20 protein-coding genes are annotated in these 22744 nt (G+C 62.9%); 12 read left to right on the forward strand and 8 right to left on the reverse strand.

The features are described 5' to 3' along the window. Positions 1–213: 213 nt before the first annotated feature. From VMF11_02235 to VMF11_02250, 4 genes are all read right to left on the reverse strand, one after another. The gene (locus VMF11_02235) at positions 214–858 is read right to left on the reverse strand and encodes a hypothetical protein (GenBank protein ID HTU69112.1); all 645 of its coding nucleotides are present in this window, start codon (positions 856–858) and stop codon (positions 214–216) included. A 12-nt stretch (positions 859–870) separates the two neighbouring features. Further along, on the reverse strand, positions 871–1599 hold the full coding sequence (locus VMF11_02240; GenBank protein ID HTU69113.1) for a hypothetical protein: 729 nt from the start codon (positions 1597–1599) through the stop codon (positions 871–873). A gap of 395 nt (positions 1600–1994) precedes the next feature. Further along, positions 1995–3494, reverse strand: a complete 1500-nt coding sequence (locus VMF11_02245; GenBank protein ID HTU69114.1) for a PQQ-binding-like beta-propeller repeat protein — start codon at positions 3492–3494, stop codon at positions 1995–1997. Between the two features lie 9 nt (positions 3495–3503). Beyond that, the gene (locus VMF11_02250; protein ID HTU69115.1) at positions 3504–3959 is read right to left on the reverse strand and encodes a hypothetical protein; all 456 of its coding nucleotides are present in this window, start codon (positions 3957–3959) and stop codon (positions 3504–3506) included. 41 nt (positions 3960–4000) lie between these two features. Here VMF11_02250 and VMF11_02255 point away from each other — a divergent pair, with 41 nt between their 5' ends. Beyond that, entirely contained in the window at positions 4001–4138 is a 138-nt protein-coding gene (locus VMF11_02255; protein HTU69116.1) for a hypothetical protein, read from the forward strand. A gap of 42 nt (positions 4139–4180) precedes the next feature. Here the strand turns inward: VMF11_02255 and VMF11_02260 are convergent, their stop codons facing one another. Genes VMF11_02260 through VMF11_02270 form a run of 3 tightly spaced genes read right to left on the reverse strand, consistent with a single transcriptional unit; the run spans position 4181 to position 6213 of the window. After that, on the reverse strand, positions 4181–4921 hold the full coding sequence (locus tag VMF11_02260; GenBank protein ID HTU69117.1) for a hypothetical protein: 741 nt from the start codon (positions 4919–4921) through the stop codon (positions 4181–4183). Further along, complete coding sequence (locus VMF11_02265) at positions 4922–5374, reverse strand: hypothetical protein (GenBank protein HTU69118.1); 453 nt, start codon at positions 5372–5374, stop codon at positions 4922–4924. It lies immediately after the preceding gene. Continuing rightward, positions 5371–6213: a polyphosphate kinase 2 family protein gene (locus VMF11_02270; protein ID HTU69119.1), complete on the reverse strand. Its 843-nt coding sequence runs from the start codon at positions 6211–6213 to the stop codon at positions 5371–5373. The genes VMF11_02265 and VMF11_02270 overlap by 4 nt, the downstream gene beginning before the upstream one ends. Positions 6214–6271: 58 nt before the next feature. On the opposite strand from VMF11_02270, the gene VMF11_02275 reads away from it, so the two are divergent. The 7 genes from VMF11_02275 (at position 6272) to VMF11_02305 (ending at position 14895) form a co-directional block, all read left to right on the forward strand. Next, positions 6272–7210, forward strand: a complete 939-nt coding sequence (locus tag VMF11_02275; protein ID HTU69120.1) for a substrate-binding domain-containing protein — start codon at positions 6272–6274, stop codon at positions 7208–7210. Next, a complete protein-coding gene (locus VMF11_02280; GenBank protein ID HTU69121.1) occupies positions 7207–8103 on the forward strand; it encodes an extracellular solute-binding protein in 897 nt (298 codons plus the stop codon). Before VMF11_02275 ends, VMF11_02280 begins: the two co-directional genes overlap by 4 nt. Beyond that, positions 8100–8816 (forward strand): ABC transporter permease subunit, encoded by a 717-nt coding sequence (locus VMF11_02285; protein ID HTU69122.1) that lies wholly within the window; start codon positions 8100–8102, stop codon positions 8814–8816. The genes VMF11_02280 and VMF11_02285 overlap by 4 nt, the downstream gene beginning before the upstream one ends. Further along, positions 8809–9501: an ATP-binding cassette domain-containing protein gene (locus VMF11_02290; GenBank protein ID HTU69123.1), complete on the forward strand. Its 693-nt coding sequence runs from the start codon at positions 8809–8811 to the stop codon at positions 9499–9501. The genes VMF11_02285 and VMF11_02290 overlap by 8 nt, the downstream gene beginning before the upstream one ends. 11 nt (positions 9502–9512) lie before the next feature. Next, positions 9513–11972: a zinc-dependent metalloprotease gene (locus tag VMF11_02295; protein ID HTU69124.1), complete on the forward strand. Its 2460-nt coding sequence runs from the start codon at positions 9513–9515 to the stop codon at positions 11970–11972. Positions 11973–12094: 122 nt separating this feature from the next. Continuing rightward, a complete protein-coding gene (locus VMF11_02300) occupies positions 12095–13282 on the forward strand; it encodes a PLP-dependent aminotransferase family protein (GenBank protein ID HTU69125.1) in 1188 nt (395 codons plus the stop codon). After that, positions 13282–14895, forward strand: coding sequence for a peptide ABC transporter substrate-binding protein (locus VMF11_02305; GenBank protein HTU69126.1), 1614 nt, complete (start codon positions 13282–13284; stop codon positions 14893–14895). The genes VMF11_02300 and VMF11_02305 overlap by 1 nt, the downstream gene beginning before the upstream one ends. Here VMF11_02305 and VMF11_02310 read toward each other — a convergent pair. Then, positions 14787–15380, reverse strand: a complete 594-nt coding sequence (locus VMF11_02310) for an Lrp/AsnC family transcriptional regulator (GenBank protein HTU69127.1) — start codon at positions 15378–15380, stop codon at positions 14787–14789. The two genes, VMF11_02305 and VMF11_02310, sit on opposite strands and share 109 nt — an antisense overlap. Positions 15381–15513: 133 nt before the next feature. Here VMF11_02310 and VMF11_02315 point away from each other — a divergent pair, with 133 nt between their 5' ends. The 4 genes from VMF11_02315 to VMF11_02330 are packed head-to-tail and all read left to right on the forward strand — an operon-like array spanning position 15514 to position 22743. Next, positions 15514–18390 (forward strand): TonB-dependent receptor, encoded by a 2877-nt coding sequence (locus VMF11_02315; protein ID HTU69128.1) that lies wholly within the window; start codon positions 15514–15516, stop codon positions 18388–18390. 12 nt (positions 18391–18402) lie between these two features. Then, positions 18403–20334 carry a S9 family peptidase gene (locus VMF11_02320; protein HTU69129.1) on the forward strand — a complete coding sequence of 644 codons (1932 nt, stop codon included), beginning with the start codon at positions 18403–18405 and terminating at the stop codon, positions 20332–20334. A 16-nt stretch (positions 20335–20350) separates the two neighbouring features. Beyond that, positions 20351–21079, forward strand: a complete 729-nt coding sequence (locus VMF11_02325; GenBank protein ID HTU69130.1) for a hypothetical protein — start codon at positions 20351–20353, stop codon at positions 21077–21079. Beyond that, complete coding sequence (locus VMF11_02330) at positions 21079–22743, forward strand: alpha/beta hydrolase-fold protein (GenBank protein ID HTU69131.1); 1665 nt, start codon at positions 21079–21081, stop codon at positions 22741–22743. Before VMF11_02325 ends, VMF11_02330 begins: the two co-directional genes overlap by 1 nt. Position 22744: the final 1 nt, after the last annotated feature.

A 22744-nucleotide genomic window follows, 5' to 3' on the forward strand; every position in this document is an offset into this window, starting at 1 on the left:
CGTGTTGTACGTTTGCAGTTCCTGCATTGAGGTCGTAACGCGCGTTTGTATCTGCGGATTAACTGCCGCATGTGCCGCAACGGCCGGGAAGAAGCTCAAGGCGAAAATGAGCGAGGCCGCCTTAACCGGTTTGTAAAGCACACGTTTCATCACGTATTTGCGTCAGTCGCGAGCAATTACCTTGGAGCAGCTTCCGGAACCAATTTACGGCGTTTATCGTGGAGCCGGCGCGGCGAGCATTGCGTGTATTGCGGTTTGCCGGGACTCACTGAGTCCTGCCTGTTGAATAATCGCATCGAGCGCCGCAACGTCCGGCGGTGCGCCGGCGCCGCTGAAGATTTGCAAATCCATCTTTAGCGAACCCATCGCGAGTTCGTCGAGGTTCCAAAGCCGGCTGTAATATAGCGCCTTTCGAGCCTTTGCTCCGTTCGCCTTAATTGCCGCAATAAAGTCGGCGCGCGCCTTGGGATCCTTGATGTTTTGGTAATCGAAGCACGTGGGACTGGTTGCTCCGGGCGCTATAAGGCAGTCGAAAGGAACATCATTTGGATCATGCGGATCGTACGTGGGATCGTACGACTCCTCAATTACTTTTAGGATCTGCGCCCACGCCTGAACCAGACTTCTTCTGCGCGCCACATAGTCTGCAGGCGCGATCGATTTAATATCCCCAAAGCTAAAGAGAGTCGTGATCGCACCTTGTAAGTCGCTAAATGAATGCCCGGTCCTGAAGCGCTGAAGGTCCTGCATCGAAGCAGCCACCCGCTGTTGCATCTGATCGCCCGCGGTCGCTGCATTTGCTGTGACGGGAAGAGCGAGAATGAGACATAGGGTCAAGCCAATTGTTCTCTGCATCATGTTCGCGGGCTCCTAACACGGGAAGGACGTGTAGCAGGACGTCGGGCTGTTTATTGTTATCGACGGCTCACTCGTGACGCCTCCCTTGTACATCGACAGAGCGCCAGCGCTAGTGAGAGTCGCTTCCTGTGTTGTGGTTGTAATCGGATACCACGTCCCTGTCGGATCGCTGACGACCACGTACTCGTCTGGTATCTGAAACTCCTCATATCCAGCGGTCGGCGCCACAGGCTGACCGTTGCTCGTGAAGGTGCAGCCGGCGGAATATGCGATATCGGTGGTGTTAACTTGCGACCCAAGGGTTCCGGACTCCGGTAGAACAGCAAGCGGTGTCGGTGTTGGGGCTGGCAGGTGCGGGTTATTAGCCTGGCAAGACCAGGCGGCTGGCTCGGGTGCGGCAACCTGCGCATAGGCTTGAACCTCTTGAAATTCGACGTTCGTGAACGAGACGGTGTCCGGTTGCAGATAATAGTAAGTTTCCATGCCAATGTCGTCGAGGCCCTGGGTGTGCTTCAGACCGTTCACCTGTTCATAGACCAAGCCACTGGGCGCAATGACGGTAAAGGAGACGGACCTCTCATTGCATTCCTCGTCATAATCCAAATTGCTGTCTTCGGTAACGGTCACCTCGCCCGCTACGGCACCCGCATAAAATACCGTCGGGCCCGGCACGGTGCTGCTGAGCGCCCCGTCGTCGCCGGTTACGAACCAGCCGCCGCCGTTCCCCGAGAGCTCAACCACTTCGCCGACGCCGATAGTAGTTCGTTGCTGATCAGCAGGCGACGTGGCGAGTTCGGTGTAGTTTAGGGTGCATGGGGGCGGCACAGCAGGGTGGCAGGGGGACGTGCCGCATCTTGGGATGACCGATTGCGGACTCGCATGAACCTGGGGACCGCCGCTCGTGTAATCTCGAACTATCGGCATGCCGCTGCCACCGCCGCAAGCAACCAATGCAACGACGAGCCAAAGACAAAAAAGACCCTGCAGTGTTCTCATTCGCCTGCCCCCACATGCCGTGCCCACACCAAATTCCGTGGGACGCCGCCCTGGCGAGCGTTACGGAAAGCCAGTGTAGCACGGTCCGAAAAGCCCAAGCAAGTCAAGGGTCGGCCGGTAGGCCTTAAGTCCTACATTCCTCATTCATCGGGGAGTCGGAAGACAAAGAGGGCGTCGCCCTTCGGCGTCCCGAGTTGTTGATTACCGCCGGAGGCGACGGCTACGTACTCGCGACCGTCCTCCCGAAAGACGATCGGCGGCGCGTTGACCCCCGCGCCCGTCTGAAACTGCCATAGCCGCACACCTGTTCGCGTGTCGAGCGCATCGAAATGTCCGTTTCCCTCGCCGACGAACGTGACGCCGCCGGCTGTTGAAACCGTACCGCCCACGAGTCCACCGTCGAACTCGTCTTGCCATACGATAGCGCCCGTTCCCACGTTCACGGCCGAAACGGAACCATATATCCGTGCCCACTCGCGTTTCAGCTCCTCGATCCCCGATCGGTGCTTCCCCCGCTCCGGCCGAAGATGTCGAGTCGCCGTCACGATCACATACCTCAGATGAGGATCGTACGACGTGGGCGACCAGCTCGCACCGCCCGTCCAAGCATCCTTGCTGTCACCCGGCATGTTGAGACTGGACACGTCGATCGATCGGCGTATCAACTTGCCGCTTTCGCGATTGAGGACGTAGAAGATTCCGTTCTTCCCGATCTCGCCGACTGCGTCGACCCGTCGCCCACGGGCATCCACCGTTTGAAATAGCACGGGCGGTGAGGCCGCGTCGAGGTCCATCGTGTCATGAGCCACCTCCTGAAAATACCATCGCATCCGACCGGTAGAAGCGCTCAGAGCGACGATACAATCCGTAAAAAGGTTGTCACCTGGCCGCGATTCACCATTGAGATCGGGCCACGGATTTCCAGTCGTGAAGTAGATCGAATCGCGTGAAGGATCGATCGCCGGTGTGGTCCAGATCCCGCCGCCGCCGCGCTTCCAGGTATTACCAAACCAATGGTGCGCATCCGTGGCAAACCAGCGCCAACGCAGTCTACCATTGCGCAGGGAGAGCGCCATCAGAGCTCCACGAATTCCGAGGTCGCTGCCACCCACGCCAACGATGACAGAATCGCGATAGATGAGCGGCGCCATGGTGATGCTATAGCCCTGCGCGTTATCGGCGACGCGAACGCTCCATTTCCGAAGTCCCGATTTACGATCAAGCGCAACAACGCGGCCATCTAACTGCCCGATCACGACGAGGTCTTTGGACAGGGCAACGCCCCTATTCACCGGACCACAGCACTGGCGAAATGTGCCTGGCAGCGGATCGCGCTTCCACAGGAGCCTGCCGCTCTGCGCATCGATCGCGAAGACGCCGTCATACGCGGTGGTCAAGTACATCACACCTCCGGCAACCAGTGGGCTGGTTTCAAACGCCCCGAGGACGCCGGTTTGAAATACGTACACAGGAGCTAGGTGCTGCGCGTTGCGGCTGTTGATCTGATCGAGCTGCGAAAAGCGTTGGTTGGAGTAGTCGTGACCATAAGAAAGCCACTCTGCGCTTGATGCAGAGTAAGAGTTCCCGGCTGAGCACGCCGAACAAAAGACGACGGTAGCGAATAACAGCCAGCGGAGCATGCGGGTCGGTTATTGCGGACCGGAAGCCAAATCCTCGGTGACCACGGTAGAGGCCGGATTACCGTCGCTGGTCACGATTGTAGCGCCATTCTCGTCGGTACGGTAGACCTGTGCCCCGGCGCGTTCGAGCGTCTCGATTGTCGACGGCGCCGGATGGCGGAAGATGTTATGACGTCCGACGGAGATGATCGCGTAACGCGGGTGCACGGCGGCGATGAATTCGGGTGACGATCCGTAGGCGGACCCGTGGTGCCGGACCTTCAGGACATCGGCGTGCAGATCGATCCCTTCATCCAAAAGGCGTTGCTCGGCGAGGCTGCCCGCGTCACCGGTGAAGAGCATCCGAAAGCGCCTATACGTCAGGATGAATGCGATAGAGTTCTCGTTGATTGCATTACGGCCGCCCACGAATGGCAATTGCGGTCCGATGAATTGCAGCGTCACGCCGTCGCCGGTGCGCCACACCTCGCCGGCGCGCGCTCAGCATGTGCAACGTCGAGGAAGTCGTGATAGGCGTGACCGCCGGACGTCTGACCGCTATCGGCGATCTCCGCAACGCGCAATTTCCGCAACACCGGCGAACACCCGCCAACGTGATCGCCGTGCGGATGCGTCACCGTGACTCGGGACGGCGGGTCATTTGAGGTGACGTGATGCCCGTATCACGAGTCTCTTCACGGGGTTGCCTACTGCGAGGGCGGTGTGACCAGCGTCAGCGTCGTCGGATCGACGTCGTAGTTTCCCGGCGCGACCACGTTGTTCGGAAACGCGCAGACCACGCTGTTGTCCGGGCCCCAGATGACGACGAGATTGGGCGGTCCGCAAGGCGTCTGCGTCAGGCCGTAATCCTGCAAGAGGGTTGCACCCGGCGATTCCGGCTGCACCGCGTATGACGGATAGATCTGCTGATCCTGATAATCGATGATGGACCCGAGCAGCGCGATGCCGAGAGCCGCGCCGATCGCGAAGGGACCCCAAAAACCGCCTCCCCAGTAGATCGGCGCCGGATACCACCGCACGCCGTGATTCCAGGACCAGTTGCTCCAATGGTGCGGGTTGACGATATGCGGGCCGTTATAGTTTGGCGGAATCGGGCGCACGTACGCGCGGGCCGGCGGGCGCGCGATCGGCGCACGCGGACCCTGCGGCAGATTTCCGGGACGCGCGACGGGGCGCGCTGGGGCAGCCGGACGGTTGACGTCGTGCGGAAACGAGAAGCCGGGCGGTTGCGCCGGACGCGCCGGGGCAGCCGGCGCCGGATGATATGCCGGGGCCGGACGTGCTGCAGGCGCGGGGCGTGCCGCGGGCGCGGGGCGCGCTGCTGGCGCCGGATGCCCTCCGCCGCCGCCCGGACGTTGAGCGAGCGCGGCGGCCGGCAGGGCCGCGGCTAAGATGAGCGCCACGGCGGCGCGCACGATGCGTTTCACCTATTTCACCTCGTCGAGATGGCCGCGTACCGTTATGAAGGTTCCGTGCTGCGTCTTGATCGCCACCATCAGACCGTGCGGCCCGATCGGCCGCGACGAATATGGAACGTGACCTGTTTTGCCGGAGAGATTGATGTAGACGGTGCCGTTCGCGATCGCGATCGGATGCTTCTTGCCGCTTTGATGAAGCGTGATCGAGTAGGGTAGGCAGCGCAAAACACTGCCGGCATAGGAACAAGCACCAGTGGTGATTTGCAGCACGCCTTTGCCGTCGGCGCTGTGGAGCCAGAGCGTCTGCCCGGTCCAGGCCATCCGGACCTGCGGGTAGTCCCGCACCGAACCGTCGCTCTGCTGCACGCGCACGACGCCGTTGGCGTAGGCGGGCGAGGCGAAAGCGACGCCGGCGAACGCGGCGCACAGCAGTAGGGCCGAGGCCGTCTTTTTGTAGCTCATGACGCACCAGTTCGCGCTGCTGCTTCGTGATACTTGCGCCGGATCTGGTCGAGATCGACGGTGACGGGCGGCAAGCGCATGTTCAGTGTTTCGAGTGTTTCGACGACGATTTTCGAGACCGCCAGGTTGCGGAACCACTTGTGGTCGGACGGGATGACGAACCAAGGAGCGTACTCGGTGCTCGTCTCTTCGAGCACGTCTTCGTAGGCTTTCATGTATTCTTTGAAATACGATCGTTCGGTGTAGTCGGCTTCGCTGATCTTCCACCGGCGGTGCGGATCGTCGAGCCGGCCTTTGAAACGCTCGAGTTGCTCTCCCTCGCTCATGTGCAAGTAGAATTTCAGAATCGTGACGTTCGCCTGCCCCAGATCCGCTTCGAAGGAATTGATGAGGTCGTAGCGTTTCGACCACACGCTCTTGGGGACGAGATCGTGTACGCGTACGATCAACACGTCCTCGTAGTGCGACCGGTTGAAGATGACGATCTCGCCGCGCGCCGGCGTCTGCAAGTGCGCGCGCCAGAGAAAGTCGTGCGCGAGCTCTTCTTTCGAGGGTTCTTTGAAGGCGTGCACGCGCGCGCCTTGCGGATTGAGCCCGCTAAAGACGTGCGAGATCGTGCCGTCCTTGCCGGACGCGTCGAGTCCCTGCAGCACGATCAAGAGCGCGTGCGCGTTGCCGGCGTAGAGCAGGTACTGCAGTTCGGTCAGCCGTTTGGTGTCGGCCTCGATTTCGGCGGCCGCGTCGGATTTGTGGCGGTGGTGCCCGGTGAAGCCCGGGTCGATATCGGCTAGGCGAACCTTCGCGGCCGGCTTCACCATGAATCGCTTGCGGAAGCTCATGGCCTCAGCTTTCCCCGGCAGGGCGCAAGCGCCCGCCTGGGCAATGATTGCGAACCTAATGACAAAGATCATTGCCTGCCGGCTGGAATCGCTGCGAACCGCGCGCGGGCTCTCGCAGCGGACGCTGGCGCGGGCGGCCGGCATCACGCGGCAAACGGTCGGCGCGATCGAGAGCGGGCGTGTGCAGCCGAGCGTCGGCATCGCGCTTTCGCTGGCGCGCGTGCTCGGCTGCACCGTCGAAGAACTCTTCGACCTACCGGCCGATCCGCCGCGACGCGCGTTCGACGCGGTCGCGCGCGAGCATCTCGCGCTCGAGCCGACGCAGCGCGCGCTCCCCACGATCTTCGTCGCCGGATGCGACGTCGCCGCAGGATTGCTCGCGCGGCACGCGATGCTGCGCGAACGCGATCTGCACGTACTGTGGCTGCCGATGACCAATCGCGCGGCGTTGGACGAACTGCGCGCCGGCAGCGTGCACGCCGCGGTGCTGCACGGCGAAACCGGCACACGGCTCGCGCGCGAGGGGTACGAGCGCTTCGAACTGGCTACCACCGAAGAAGGCTGGCTGCTGGCGCGCGACAATCCGCTGCGATTTCGCGGCGCCGGCGATATCGCACGCACGCGCGCGCGCCTGGTGAACCGCCCGCGCGGCGCCGCGGCGCGCGCATTGCTCGACGAGCGCCTGCGCGGCGCCAAGCTCGAACCGCAGCGCATTCGCGGATACGATCGCGAGGTCGCCGGTCAGGTCGATGCCGGTCGCGCGATCGCGCAGGGGTTCGCCGACGTCGCGGTCGGCATGGCAAGCGTCGCGCGAATCTTCTCGCTTGATTTCATTCCGCTGCGCGAGGAGCGCTGCACGCTGGTCGTCGCGTCGGGCGCGTTGCGCGTGTCCGGCGCTCGCGTGTTGCTCGAAACGCTGCGATCGCAAGCGTTCCGGCGCGACGTACATGGCCTCGACGCGTACGACCTGAGCCGAGCGGGGGAGCGTATCGCGTGAATCGACGGGAGTGGATCGCGGCGGGCGCCGGTCTCGCAAGCGCCGCGCTGATCGCCCCCGCAAACGCGCAGCCGTTGACGGTGCTCGACGTCGCCTACGCGGGGTCGATGGGTTCGATGATGGAAGGGCCGGTGAAAACGGCGGTCGTCAAGAGTCTTGGTGTTGACATCCACGGCCGCGCGCAGGGTTCGGATGCGCTGGCGCAGTTGATCGTGAGCGGCACGATCGCGGCAGACGTCTTCGTGCCGGTTACACCCGGGCCGATGCGCACCGTGCTCGGGGCCCGCAAGGTGAAACGCGCGATTCCGATCGCGCGCACCGAGATGGTGATCGCGTACAGTCCGAAGAGTCCGGTGGCGGCGTCTTTCGTCGCGCGCCCGTGGTACGAGGTGCTGCAGCAGCCGGGGGTGCGGTTCGGACGAACCGATCCCGCGACCGATCCGCAAGGCCGCAACATCATCTTCACCCTGCAGCTGGCGGAGCTGTACTACGATCGGCCCGGCCTCGCTCAAAAAATCCTCGGCGAGACGATCAATCCGGCGCAGATCTTCGCCGAAGGGTCGGTGGAGGCGCGTCTGCAGAGCGGCGAACTCGATGCCGCGTCGGCTTATAAGACGCAGCCGGGACCGTTCGGACTGCCGTTCGTGCGGTTGCCCGACGAGATCAATCTCGGCAACCAATCGATGAGTGTCCGCTACGCGCACGCGTCGCTCGAATTGAACGGTAAGAGCTACCATCCGCAAGCACTGGTCTATTATGCCGCCGCGATCGAAGGTTCGCGGCATGCCGCCAAGGCGCAGGCGTTCGTGAATTGGTTCTCCGGCCCCGAGGCGAAAGCGATCCTCACCCAATACGCCTACGATCCGCCTACCGGCGCAAGCATCTTGACGTGAAGCGTGCGGGCGCGGCGCTTTTCGCTCTCGCGCTGCTCTACCCGCTGGCGGGACTGTTCGCGCGCGTCGGTCCGTGGCGCTGGAACCTCGCGGCAATGCTCGCCCCGGTGCGCGTCTCGCTCGGTCTGACGGCGCTTGCGATGCTTATCGTCGTCGCCCTCGGTACGCCGATGGCGCACTACATCGCGCGCGCGCCGTCGCGCGAGCGCATTGCGTGGCAGGCGGTCTTGCTGATCTCCGTGTTGCTGCCGCCGCTGGCGCTCGGAATTCTGCTCTCGCTCGCGTTCGGCGCGCATTTCGCCAACACGGCGATCGCCTTCGTCGTCACCCAAGTTTACGTGAGCATCGGGTACTACGTGCTCGGTGCGATCGCCGCGCTCGAACGCGTGCCGCGCGCGCTCGAGGTGCAAGCCGGCCTGCTCGGCCGCGACGCCTGGAGCGTGTTCTGGCGCGTCACCTTTCCGGTGGCGCGGCTCGGTTTTGCCGTCGCCCTCAGCCTGGCGTGGGTGCGCGCGCTCACCGAATTCGGTGCGGTGGTCATTACCGCGTACTATCCCGCCGGAATGCCGGTCGCCATTTGGGTCAACCTGCAAAACTTCGGTTTGCCGGCGGTGATGCCGCTGATGGTCGTGTTTCTTGCGACCGCGCTGCCGCTGCCATGGCTCGTGCACGTGCTCGCACAGCGCCGGGTACGCGAAGCGAATCGTGCTTGACGTTCGTCTTCGCAAAGCCCGCACGCAGTTCACCGTCGACGTGCGCTTTCGGGTGGCATCCGGCGAGGCGTGCGCAATCTTCGGCGCGTCGGGCGCGGGGAAGAGCACGATTCTTGCTTGCATCGCAGGGGCCGAGATTCCCGACGACGGCGAAATACGGCTTGACGACGACGCGCTCTTTCCGCCGCCGTTGCCGCTGCATCGCCGGCCGCTCGGCTATCTGACGCAGGACGCGCATCTCTTCCCACATTTACGCGTGAGCGAGAACGTGCGCTTCGGTCTGACCAACGGCGCGCGCGGAGCCGATTCGTGGGTTACGCAGTTGCGCGAGCGTTTGCAGCTCGAACCGATCTGGAATGAGAACGTGCACGCGATTTCCGGCGGGCAAGCGCGGCGCGTCGCGCTCGCGCGGATGCTGGCGCGCAAGCCGCGGCTCGTTCTGCTCGATGAGCCCTTCGCCGGGCTGGATCGATATCTGGTACGCGAATTGGTCGCCGCGCTCGCCGATTGGCAGTGCCAACTTCGTTTCACCATGCTCGTCGTCGATCACGAAGCGGATCTACTTGAACAGCTTTGCGCTCGGGCGATTGCGATCGAGCGAGGGCGCGTCGTGCAGGATGCTCCCTGGCACGCGCTCAAATCGGCTCCCGCGACGCCGCTGCTCGCGCGTATTCTCGCGCCGTAAGGAGGCATTTGATGGTCCGCCGACTCGCCGAGTTCATCTCGGCCGCTCTTGTTGCGATCGTTTTGACGGCGGCTGCTCCGTCGCCCGCACCGGCGCCGACTGCGCTCGAAGCGTTCATGAAAGGCGCGACGATCCACCCGGGATTGATTCCGATCGTGGACAAAGCGGGCAAGACCTATTTGGAACTTTCGACCGCGCAATTCGGCGAGGATTTCATCGAAACGTCGGTACCGGCGAGCGGAATGGGCGGCTTCGGTCCGGCGCCCGGCGAGCCGTACATCGCGCCGGCGCGTATCCTTCACTTCGAGCGATACGGCGAGACGATCGTGCTGCGCTGGCCGAACACCTACGCGTTGACCGCGAACGGCTCCGCGCAGCGCGCCGGGGTCGAGCAGTCGCTCCCGAACTCGATCGTAGCCGTCCTTCCAATCGAAGCGCAAGACGGCGAGCACGTCGTGATCTCCGCAGCCCCGTTCCTGGGCGACGTCGGGAATCTCGCGGACACCCTGAAGTATGCGGTGAAAAATCCCGCGCACGCCTATCATATCGACGCGACCAAGTCGTTCTTTCTCGCGACCAAGGCGTTTCCCGAGAACGACGTGCTGCGCGTCGATCAGACCTGGACCTCGGCCGATCCCGATCTGGTCGATAACGCGCCGGATCCGCGCAGCATCGAAGTGCGCATCACCTATAACCTGATCCAGGCGCCGAACGACGGATATGTGCCGCGCGTCTACGATCCCCGCGTCGGCTTTTTCTCGCAACCGCTGCTCGATTTCAGGAACGACACGCGGCTGCAGCGCACGATCGATTACATCATCCGCTGGAATTTCGGCACGCGCACGTCGAGCGCGCCGGCAAACGCGGCGAATCCGGTCGTCTATTATCTGAGCAGCGACATCCCGCCCGAGTACCGCCAGACGGTTCGCGACGCACTCTTGACGTGGAACAAAGCCTTCGCCAAAGTGGGCATCTTGAACGCGATCAAAGTCGAGCAACAGCCCAGCGATCCGTCGTGGGACAGCGACGACATCCGCCACAACATGATTCGCTGGGTCGACACGAGCAATCCGGCCTACGGTGCGCAAGCCGAGATCATCGACGACCCGCGTACCGGGGAAGAGATCAACGTCGGCGTGAACTTCGATGCGGCCGTGCCCATGCACGGACGGCTCGATTACAAGTACGCCGTCGCTCCGGCGCGTGGTCTGCCCGACTCGCTTGCCGCCGAGAATGCGTTTGCGCAGAACCTGCTTCGCTCGGTCGTTCTTCACGAATCCGGCCACGATTTCGGTCTGCAGCACAACTTCATCGCTCACGAAGCCTATTCGGCGCGTCAACTCCAGAGCAAATCGTTCACCGACCGTTACGGCATCGCAAGCTCGGTGATGGAATACGCGCCGATCAACCTCTGGCCGAAAGGCACGCCGCAGGGCGACTACGTGCAGCTCGTGCTTGGGCCGTATGACTACTACGCGATCCAGTACGGCTACGGCCTCGTTCCGAACGCACCGAATTGGACAAATCCATGGTTTCGTTTCGCGAGCGACGAGGACGCACGTGAGTTCGCCGGCGGGCATTCGATCGATCCGCGCGTGCAGACCTTCAACCTCACCAACGATCCGCTGGCGTGGTGCAAAACGCAGGCGGCGATGTATCACGGCTTGATGGACTCGGTCAATGCGCGATTTCCCGAGCGCGGCATGCCCTACGATGAGGCGCGCGCGGCGTTCGTGACCGATATGAGCGGCTACCTGCGCTGCGTGTACGATCCGGTGCACACGATCGGCGGCGAGTATCTCTCGCGCGCACAGCGCGGCGATCCCGGCGCGCTCGCACCGCTGACGCCGGTAACGCTGGCGCAGGACCGTGACGCCTGGGATCAGCTCGACGCCGGCCTCTTCTCCGAGGCGGCGTGGCACTTCAATCCGGCGGTGCTCGACACGCTGACCTATTCCGAGATCAGCGTGCCGTTGTTCAGCGCGAAGTGGGCCTACGATCCCGCACCCCATCACGGAGTTTCGATCTTGAGCACGGTCGGCGCGGCGCAGCAATCGGCGCTCGCGGAACTCTTCTCCCCGATTCGTCTGCAGCGGATCGACGAGTTCTCGCTGCGCTATCCGCCGGGAAAGACGATGACGCTCACCGATCTCTTCGATTGGACGCGGGCGGGCATTTTCGGCGACATCGCGGGCGGGGCCGTGACGCACGAAGGGCCGGTCCGGCGAAATCTGCAGACCATGTACGCGACGTTTCTGGGACAAATGGTGACCGCACCGCGGCCCGGAACGCCGGGCGACGCGCAGGCGCTCGCTCGCCTGCAACTCGAGGATCTGCGCAGCGACACGAGCGCCGCGCTTTCGCGGCGGGGCCTCGACGAAATGACGCGCGCACAATTGGAATCGCTGCGCGCCATCGCCGAGCAGTCGCTTTCGGCGCGCGCAACGATTGGAACGTCGCTCCACCCATAGGATTTAATTATTCCATAACCCTTGCAATTGTTGGCATAATTAGATTACGAAGAGGTATTATTTGGTATAGCGTTGCGCGCATGCCACAGGAGCGGCACCGCGCGTCAGAGCAGCCGTAGGGCATGCAAACACTCGCGCGGCGAGCCATGCGGCTGCCGGGGCCGCTCCATCCGGATTCGGCCGATGCCATTTCACTGGACTCCGGCTATGCGTTTCCGGAGATCTTCCCGGATCTGACCCGCGCCGCGGCGCGGGCGCTGACCGTTTTTCGGAGCGAGTCGCTGCAGTACGGCTCGCCCTACGGATTGCGGCCCATGCGTGAGTGGATCGCTCAATACATGCGCGACGACGGCGCCGCGGTTACCGCGGAGAACGTGATCGTCGTCAACGGCGCGAAGCACGGTCTGGAGTTGATCTGCCGCCTGCTGGTCGACGACGGTGACGCGGTCGTCGTAACCGGACCGACGTACTTCACCGCGATTCCGATCCTACGCAGTTTCGGCCTGACGTTCATCGAGGTGCCGCAGGACGAGGAAGGTCTCGACGTCGTCATGCTCGCCAAGCGGCTCGCCCAGCGCGAACGCGACCGGTTGCCCGCCCCGAAGTTCATCTACGACGTTCCCGACTTTCACAATCCGAGCGGTATCACGATGTCGCTGCGACGGCGGCAGGCGTTGCTTGCCCTCGCGACGTCGCGAAGCATTCCGATCGTCGAGGATAGTCCCTATCGCCGGTTGCGCTTCGAGGGTTCGTCGGAGCCGTCGCTCAAATCGCTCGACCGCTCCGGCATCGTCTTTGCGCTCGGTACGTTCTCCAAATTGATTGCGCCGGGCTTACGGATCGGTTGGATCTGTGCCGAGGCCGATTCGATCGTGCGGATCGCGCAGCTCAAGAGCGACGGTGGAACTGCGCCGATGACGCAGCGCATCATCGTCGAATTTTTTGCCGACGGAGGCCTCGAGCCGCAAATCGCGCGCGCGCGCGCCGCGTACGGGGAGCATCGCGATCGCATGATCGAAGCCGTCCGGCGCGACCTTCCAAGCGCCGTTTTCACGCCTCCTCACGGCGGATATTATCTCTGGCTGCGCTTCCCCGACGGCATCGACACCGGCGTGCTGGCCGAACGCGCTTTTGAAGCGGGGGTGTCGCCGATCGCCGGGAACGCATTCTTTGCCGCCGATGACCCGTCGTCGGCGCGGGCACAGGGGATCCCAAGCCATTACATGCGGCTCGCCTACAGCAACGCGACGCCGGATCGGATCGACCGCGGAGTGAAACTGCTGGCGGACACGCTTCGTTCGATGGAGTAGTGCGTCTTCTAGCCCTACTTGCCGCGGTCGTACTTCTGAGTGCCTGCACGCTACGCGATAGCGCGCCGCTCGACCAAACGACGCTGATCATCGGGGAGCAGCAGGAGCCGATCTCACTCAATCCGGCGCTCGATAACGGCCAACTCTCAACGCAGTTCGGCGAGTTGCTCTTTTCGTATCTGGTGAAGTACGACGATCGCGGTGACTTGATCGGCGACGTCGCAACCGAGGTGCCGACGCTCGCGAATGGTGGGATCAGCGGCGACGGCCGCACGATCACCTATCATCTGCGTCGCGACGTCCGTTTCGCCGACGGCGTGCCGCTGACGGCCAAGGATTGCGTCTGGTCGATCGACGCGATCGACAATCCGGCCAACAACGTGCAGACGCGTTACGGTTACGATCGTATCGTCTCGGCGCAGGCGCCCAACGATTACACGCTCGTGCTCCACTTGCGTGCGCCGTTTGCGCCGATCGTCTCGCTGGTGCTTGCACCGCAAGGCTTTCCGATTCTGCCGGAACATTTGCTCGCGAAATACCCCGACTTCAACCATCTGGCGTTCGACTCGAAACCGGTCGGTTCGGGGCCGTACGTGGTCGTGCGCTGGCTTCGCGACGACCAGGTCGAGATGCGGGCGAATCCGCGGTATTTTCTCGGCGAGCCGGAGATCCGCCGGCTGATCGTGCGCTTCATCGCGGTTCCCTCCGAAGGCACGACGCAGCTGGCCACACACGAGATCCAGGCGTACTTCAACGAGCAGGACTACTCGCAGTATCCGCAGCTGCGCGCGCTGCGCGGTTACCGCGTCATGGACACGCCGGTCGACGCCGTCGACGCGCTGATTTTCAACACGCAAAATGCCGTGACGAACGACGCGCGCGTTCGCCGCGCGCTCGCCGAAGCGATCGATTTCCGCACGCTCGTGGCAACGGCGTACCGTGGCGCGCTCGATAGCCGGCAGGCCGGGCGCGGGCTCTTTCTCTGGGCATTCGATTCGAAGGCCTATCCCGATGTGCCGTACGATCCCGCCGCCGCGCGGCGGCTGCTCGACGAAGCGGGTTGGAAGCGCGGCCGCGAGGGAGTCCGGCACAAGGACGGACGGCCGTTGGATCTGCGGTTGATCGTACAAGCCGGCGTGATCGGCGAAGCGGTTGCCGCCAACGAGATCGCGCAGTACGAGCGCGCCGCCGGAGCGCGCGTGACGATCCGCGAGTTCAACGTCACGCAGTTCGGTGCGCCGGCCGCAATGGGAGGTCCGGTCTATGCCGGCAGATTCGACCTCGCGTTGTACTCGTTCGTGAACGGCGACGATCCCGATACGACCGACCAGTTTGCGTGCGCCAACGTTCCCCCCAACGGATACAACAAGTCGCGGATCTGCGATCGGCGCATCGACGCGCTGCTCGCCGCCGGGCGTGCAACCTATGACCGGGCGCGCCGCGACGCCGTGTACGCGCGCCTGCAGTCGCTGCTCTACGCCGACTTACCGATCGTTTTGATCTATCAGCGTCGTGAGCTCGACGTTTTTCCCGACCGTCTGCGCGGGCCCAGCGGCTCCAACGATTCGGTTTTTTGGAACGTCGCGCGCTGGCGCTTCGCGCGCGGTGCCTGAACCGCGGCACCCGGCTCGACGCCGTCGATCGGCAGCGGCGCGCTGCCCTCTTTGACGGATTCGAGCAGCACGCTCGACTGAATGCCGCGCACCCCGGCGACGTTGTAGAGCGTCCCAAAGAGAAAGTTGGAGTATTCGGCGAGATCTTTCGCGACGATCTCGAGCAGTACGCCCGACTCCCCGGTCAGGATGTAGCACGCGACGACTTGCGGCAGTTTGGCAATGTCCTCGCGCAAGGTTCGTGCGCGCGGCCACTCGATCTGAAGACGGGCGAACGCCGTGACCCCCAGTCCGATCGCCGGCCGGTTGAGAATCGACCGATAACCTAGAATAAAGCCCCCTTGTTCCATGCGCCGGACGCGGCGCAGACAGGGCGAGGGAGAGAGCCCGACGCTCTTCGCAAGATCGGCGTTGGAAAGGCGACTATTGCGCTGAAGGGCAATCAATATGCGCTTATCTATCGCGTCGAGCTCGATTCTTGGCACAAAACACTCCCCTAATACGGAAATTTGGTACAAGATTGCTGAGTGGGCGGAGGGCTTCGCAGCGGTATCGTGGCAAGCCTTCACGATGCAAAGCCTTCTTCGGAACTCGCTACTCGCGGTAGTGATGGCCGCGATGACCTCTATTCCGCTCGGTGCGCTCGCTGCGGAAACCGGCGTCGTTTCCGGCACCGTGCACACCGCCGACGGCGCGCCGATCGGCGGCGCTGCCGTGTCGCTGCGCGGCGCGGCGACGCTCGGAACCACGACCGACGCGGCCGGCGCGTTTACGATTGCGAACGTACCGCCGGGAGAATATACGCTGCTCGTTTCGAAGGCGAGCTTTCAAGAGTACCGCAACGACACGGTGCTGGTCTTCATCGGCGAAAACGAGAGCCTGGCCGTGACGCTGGTACCGGTGAGCTTCTCGGGGCTGCGCACGATCGCAACGGTGTCGACCAACGCGGCCGGCCAACCGCAGATGAACACCTCGAGCGCGGCGGTCACTTCGATCAGCAACCAGGTCTTCCAGGACCAAGGTGTGACGCAGGTTACCAAGATCCTCAACGAGACCCCCGGCATCATCTCGGCCGCCTCACCCGAAAACGGGAACGGCGCATCCGCCGGCGCGCTGCAGAGCATTCAAATTCGCGGCGCGTTGCCGTACGAGACCGAGCAGCTCATCGACGGTCACCCGACGGCCCTCTCGCTCGGCGGAACCTACAATCCGATCTATCTCAACCCGCTCTTGCTCGACTCGATCGAGATCGTGAAGGGTCCGGGCGCGATGCCGGAAGAGATCAACTACGCGATCGGCGGAACCGTCAACTACGTCACGCTGCAGCCGACGCGTACGAATCAATCGACGCTGCTGCTTGGCAGCGACAACTGGGGCGGCATCACGACCGCGCTGCGCGCGACCGGTTCCACCAAAACCCACTGGCTCGATTACGCGCTGGGTTTTGCGACCGACGGCGCACCTGGGCCGCTCCGGAATTACCCGATCGCCGGGTCGCAGATCAACCTCGTCGCAGGCTTGGGTGCCCCCACGATCAACGGTCAGCAGATCGCGCAGTCGGTCGAGGGCTTCGGGCTCTATCCGCCAACCAGCAACTACGCGGGCATCGGCGGATTGCAATTCTACGACCCGCTCTACATCTGTTGCTACGACGTCAATACGGCCTATTACTCGCGCAACGAACTGGCGAAGCTACGCTTCAATCTCTCGCCGTTCACTTCGCTCACGGTCAGTTATCTCGGCGCGCAGGCGTTCAGCAATGTCGGCGGCGTCGACCTGACGTCGCTTTCGCCGATCGGCACCGATAGCTCCAGCTTCTCGGTCTTCGAGCCGTGCGCGAACGGCTTCAACGCCACGCCCCCAGCGTGTCCGGGTTACACCGGCTCCGTCGCACCGGGCACCTCGATTCCCTACGACCTTGAAGCTTTCATTCCGCAGTACGAGTCGGTGCAGCAGAATCTGTTTCAGGCCGAATTTCGCACGAGCTTCGGCAACTGGGCGATGCTCGGGCGCTACTTCAGCGGTTCCGATACGGACTACGCGTACATTCAAACCGCTCCCGACGGCAGCTTGAGCTTCAGCGGCGCAACCTATGGCGGCATCATGGTGTGTCCGTCCGGCGCCACGTACGATCCCGCGACCGGCGCGTGCAGTTCGGGTGCTCCCACGACCGAGTATTTCAGCGGACAAACGGCAACGCTGAGCGTAGCTGACGCGACCAACGAAGATCTCGAGCAGGATCATCTGCGCGGCGAGTCGCTGCTCTTTACGCGCCCGTTCGGCAACGGCGACGACGTTTCGTTCTCGATCGATCAGGCGCACCACGATTCGCTCTCCTATACCGACGACGCGACCGCCGGTCCGCCGTTCTTCGGCTTGCCCCCCGGCGCCGGCCAGAACTTCACGACCGAGATGGTGCGCGGGCACTTCTACGTCGCTCCGCGCGTGTTTCTTGGCTTGGCAAACTACGGGATTCAGTACAGCAGTCACTACACGGACAATGGTGGAGCGACGTGGCAGAACGCGACACGCGGCTACGACGCACCGCGCATGGGTCTAACGTGGGCGCCGAACAACGATACGACGTGGCGGCTCGGAGCCGGGTTTTCGATTGCGCCACCGGAACTCTCGCTGCTCTCCTCGCCGGGCACGACGCCGCTGCCGAACATCAACGGTGCGCCGACATACTACACGGAGAACCTCAACAACGGCGCGATCGCGCCGGAAACGGCGTTCGGTGTCGATCTCGGCGTCGACCGCCGGCTGGATCGATCTACGCTGCTTTCCGCGGACGTGTACGACGAGACGCTACGCAACGAGTTTCTCAGCAGCACCTCGCTCATCGGAACTTACGTTCCGCCGGGCGTCGAGCCTCCGCCGGCACCGTTGCCTCTCTACGCGACCGAAACGAGCAATCTCGGTCATGCGAGATACGCCGGCCTCGAAGTGATGTTAGAAGGAACGCCGCTGGTCGGCTGGGGCTATCGGATCCAGGGCGATCTGCAGCGCGCGTACGCATACGATCTGCCGCCGTACTTTTATTGCTCGGTTCCCGGACCGGGCTGCACGCCCAATACCAATCTCGGCATTCTACCCAACGCCAATTGGAACGCGAGCGGCCTGGGATTCAACACGGTCAACGGTTCGGCTGTCCCCTATATGATGGGGTACGCGGAAGTGAACTACCGCACGCCGCACGGGACGTATTATCTCTTCGGGTCGACCTACTACGGAGAGAACAATACGTTCAGTTTACCGCCGTTCTTCATCTTCAACGCCGCCATTCGCGAACCGCTTCGTCCGGGAACCAATTTGCAACTCTCGGTCGATAACATCTTCGACACATACGGCTCGAGTTGGACCAACTACTTCGGCGGCATTAATGCGCCGCTGCTGCCGGGAACCGGTTTGGTCGGTCTCACCGTCGGCGGCAACTACGGTCCGACGAGCGTCCACGTGGAGTTGATCCAGAATCTCGGCTCGACGCCGCACTAAGGATTACCGACGATGATCACTCCAGCGGCGGCGCACGCGCGTCCGTTTACTTTCGATGACTATTACCGCATCGTCGGCGTGGAGAGCCCCCAGCTTTCTCCCGACGGCAAGCAGATCGTCGTGGTCGTCTCGCACACCGATGCCAAAGCGGATCGCAGCGATCGTGAGCTCGTCCTAGTCAACGTGAACGACGGATCGCAGCGTGTTCTCACGCACGACCGCAAGGACGTCGGCGATCCGCAGTGGTCTCCCGACGGCACGCAACTCGCATTCGTCGACGTGGTTCAAAACGGCAAAGAGGAGACGGCGCAGGTTTGGGTCATGCCGATGAACGGGGGCGACGCGCATCCGGTGACGAGCGCAAAAAACAGCGTGGAGGCGTATGCGTGGCGGCCGGACGGGAAGGCGATCGCCTTCGTCTCGCCTGACGATCCGGCGAACGCCGCGGCGCTCAAAGCGCACGACCAACTGTGGACCGTCGGCGACAACTCGTATCTCTTGCGCGCCGAACCGATTCCGGCCCATTTGTGGCTGCAAACGATCGGCGGCCAACCGGAGCGATTGACGCAAGGGTCGTGGAGCGTCTATCCGGATCAGCTCTCGTTTTCGTCCGGTGGAAAGTATTTGGCGTTCAGCCGGATGCCGGACGCCTATCACGATAGCCTGTTCAAGACGCGCATTGCCGTCTACGACTTTGCTACCAAAACCGTGAGCATCGTCGGCGACGATCGCTGGAGTTGGAGTCCCGCGTTTGCCCCCGAGGGCGATCGTATCGCGTATGAGGGAGCTGCGCATCAATCGGTCGTGCTCCAACAGGATCTCGTTGCAGCCACGCCGGGTTCGCACGAAACACGCGAGATCGCGCCCTCGCTCGATCGCAACGTAGAATTTCTCGCGTGGATGCATCACGGCGACGAAATCGCCGTCGCCGCGAACGATCATGTCACGACGCCGATGTGGATCGTGAGCGGCGGGAAAGCCCGTCGCGTCGACATGGGCGACGTCGCTTTCGCCGGCAGCGGAAGCGCGGCGAACGGTGCGGTGGCGTTCATCGGCTCGACGCCGCACGACCCGGGCGAACTCTATTACCTCGCACCGGGCGCATCGAAACCGGCGAAGCTGACCGACTTCAACCACGCAACCGCCGCACTCGATTTGGCGGACTCGCGCGAGCTGACTTGGAAAAACGGCGGCTTCGACGAGGACGGCGTGCTGACGTATCCGCTCGGTTACGAACGCACGAAGACCTATCCGCTCGTACTGGTCATTCACGGCGGCCCGACTTTCGGAGCCTCGACGACCGCCTTCGATCCGCTCGTGCAGATCCTCGCAGCCCACGGCTACGTGGTGTTGCAACCGAACTATCGCGGCAGCGACAACCTCGGTTTTGCGTACGCGCACGCGATCATCGGTGACGAGCCGCCGCTCGGCCCGGGCGAGGATTGCGTTGCCGGCCTCAAAGCCGTCGAAGCCGCGATTTCGATCGATCCGGCGCGTGTCGGCGTTTCCGGTTGGTCGGCCGGCGGATGGCTGACCTCGTGGCTGATCACCCACTACGACTATTGGAAAGCCGCGGTGAGCGGCGCAGCCGTCGACGACGCGGTGATGCAGTACACGCTCAGCGAGATCGACTCGTACATGGCCGATCTGTTCGGCGGCCTCACGCCGTGGACGCCGCACGGCCTCGACGCGTACCGCAAGAGCTCGCCGGTTACCTACGCCGCGAACGTCAGCGCGGCGACGTTGATCTTGAGCGACGATTACGATCCGCGGGCACCGACGCCGGAAGCATACGAATTCTATTCGGCGCTGCGCGACCAGGGGAAGACGGTGCAGTTCGTCGCCGCGCGCGCCTACGGCCACCACCCATCCGATCCGGTCCAACGCATGGCGATCGATCGCACGTGGGCGCAGTGGTTTTTCCGCTACATTCCGAGCAATTGACGCAAAAGGGGATACGATGCAAACCCGTTCGATTCGCAGAGAGATTCGCTTTCTTCGCTACTATTCGCTGGCCGTCACGCTGATCGCCGGTACATTCCTACTCGCGGCCGCGCACGAAGCGAGCAGCAATGCGACGATCGACACGCTCACCGTGCATCGCATCAACGTCATCGATCGTGAAGGCAAGCTGGCCGTGGTCATAACCAGCCACGACGACTTTCCGCCGCCGATCGTCAACGGCAAGGCGCTCAAGCGTTCGAGCGGCGCGGACAACGGGCTCATTTTCTACAACGAGCGCGGTGACGAACAAGGTGGACTCACCTGGACCGGCATCAAGAAAGCCGACGGCACGTTCGCTTCCGGCAATACGCTCTCGTTCGATACGGTCGTGACGGATCAATTGCTGCAAGTCGATGACGGTAACGACAACGGCAAGACGTATGCGTACATGGTTGGCTGGAATCGTCCGCGCTACGATTCGCCTGAGATGATGAACGTGATCCAGCAGGTCGAGAACGCCAAGACGATGGCCGAAAAGCGCGCGATCATCGCGCAGCACCCGAACCTGCGCGCGGCAACCCGCTTCCTGTTCGGATACGATCCGGATAATACCGCGCAGGTGATGCTGGCCGACGGAGCAGGCAAGCCGCGCATCAAGATGTTCGTCACCGCCGGTGGGCAGGCCGAGCTGCAATTCCTCGACGCCGACGGCAAGGTCGTCGCGCAATATCCGGAGGTGAAATAGTGATCGCGGCGCCTCTCCTCGCGTTGCTCGTGAACGTCAGTTTCCCCGCGTCGGTACATTCGGCACCGATCACCGGACGTGTCTACGTCGTCCTGACGAAAAGCGATAAACTCGATCCACGCATCCAAGTTCTCTCGCCGGAAGAATCGCCGCCGTTCTTTGCCGCCGACGTGAGCGCGCTTGCCCCGGGGCACGACACGGTGATCGACGGATCGAGCGAGGGCTATCCGCTCGCGAGCATCAATGACGTGCCGGCCGGCGATTACTACGCCGAGGCGTTCGTCGACATCTACGTTCGCTATCATCGCGCCGACGGCCATGTCATCTGGGCGCACGAACAGTGGGCGCCACAGATCTTTTCTCTCGACCCCGGCAATCTCCACAGCGCGATCCAACGCGTGCACATCGATGCGGCGCACCACGCCACCCTGCGTTTCGTGATGAATCAGGTCATCTCGGAGAAAGACATTGCCAACCTGCTCGGCGGACCCGGCTACGACAGCGACACGCCGTGGATCAAACACATTCGCATCCTCAGCCCCTCGCTCACGAAGTTCTGGGGAAGCCCGATCTATCTGGGCGCGACGATCCTTTTGCCAAAAGGGTATGCATCGCATCCGAACTCGCGCTATCCGGTCGTCTACAACCAAGGACATTTCTACGATCGGATACCCTGGGAGTTCACGACCGACAACAGCACCGAGACACCCGCCGCGGCGGCCGCCGGCAAACGCGCGGGGATCGGGACCGGCTACGAGTTCTACGAAGCCTGGAACTCGGATCATTTTCCGCGCTTCCTGCTGATCACGTTCCAGCACCCCTGCCCGTTCTTCGACGACTCGTACGCGGTCAACGGTGCGAACTGCGGTCCGTTCGGCGACGCGCTGATGAATGAGTTGATTCCCTATCTCGAAACGCATTTTCGCGTGTTGCGCGAAGCGCGAGCGCGCTTCACCGAAGGCGGATCGACCGGCGGGTGGGAGTCGCTAGCGCTGATCTTGCAGCACCCCACGTTCTTCGGTCACGCGTACGTCTTCGATCCGGACCCGATCGATTTCAGCGCTTTCCAGCTCGACGATCTCTACACCGACGCGAGCGGCTGGTTCGCGCCCGCGCCGCCGGACGATCCTTGGCATCGCTACCCGCGCTATTTTTCGCGCATGCCCAACGGGCAGAACCTCGCGACCGAACAGGAGTTGAGCCGATACGAATTGGCGATGGGTTCGCACGGGCGTTCGGAGTATCAGCTCGACGGCTGGTGGGCGATCTTCGATCCGGCCGGACCCGACGGTTATCCGAAACCACTCTGGAACATGCGCACCGGCGTCATCGATAAAAGCGTCGTGCAATACGCGCGCGATCACGGCTACGATTTGGTTGCCTACATGAAGGCACAGTGGCCGAAGATCGGTCCCGATCTGACCGGCAAGCTACGCTTCTTCGTCGGCGACATGGACAGCTATTTCCTCAACCTTGCCGTCTATAAGGCACAGGACTTCTTGCAGAGCGTTACGCCGAACCCGAAAGCGACGTTCGAATACGGGCGTCCGATGAAAGGCCACGGCTGGCATCCGATGACCTGGGCCGCGTTGTTAGAGATGATGGCGCGGGACGTGCGCAACGCGACGCCGGCGGGCGTAAGCAACGCGGAGTGGAACTACTAGC

This window comes from Candidatus Baltobacteraceae bacterium, from assembly GCA_035502855.1.
Taxonomy (GTDB): Bacteria; Vulcanimicrobiota; Vulcanimicrobiia; order Vulcanimicrobiales; family Vulcanimicrobiaceae; genus Aquilonibacter.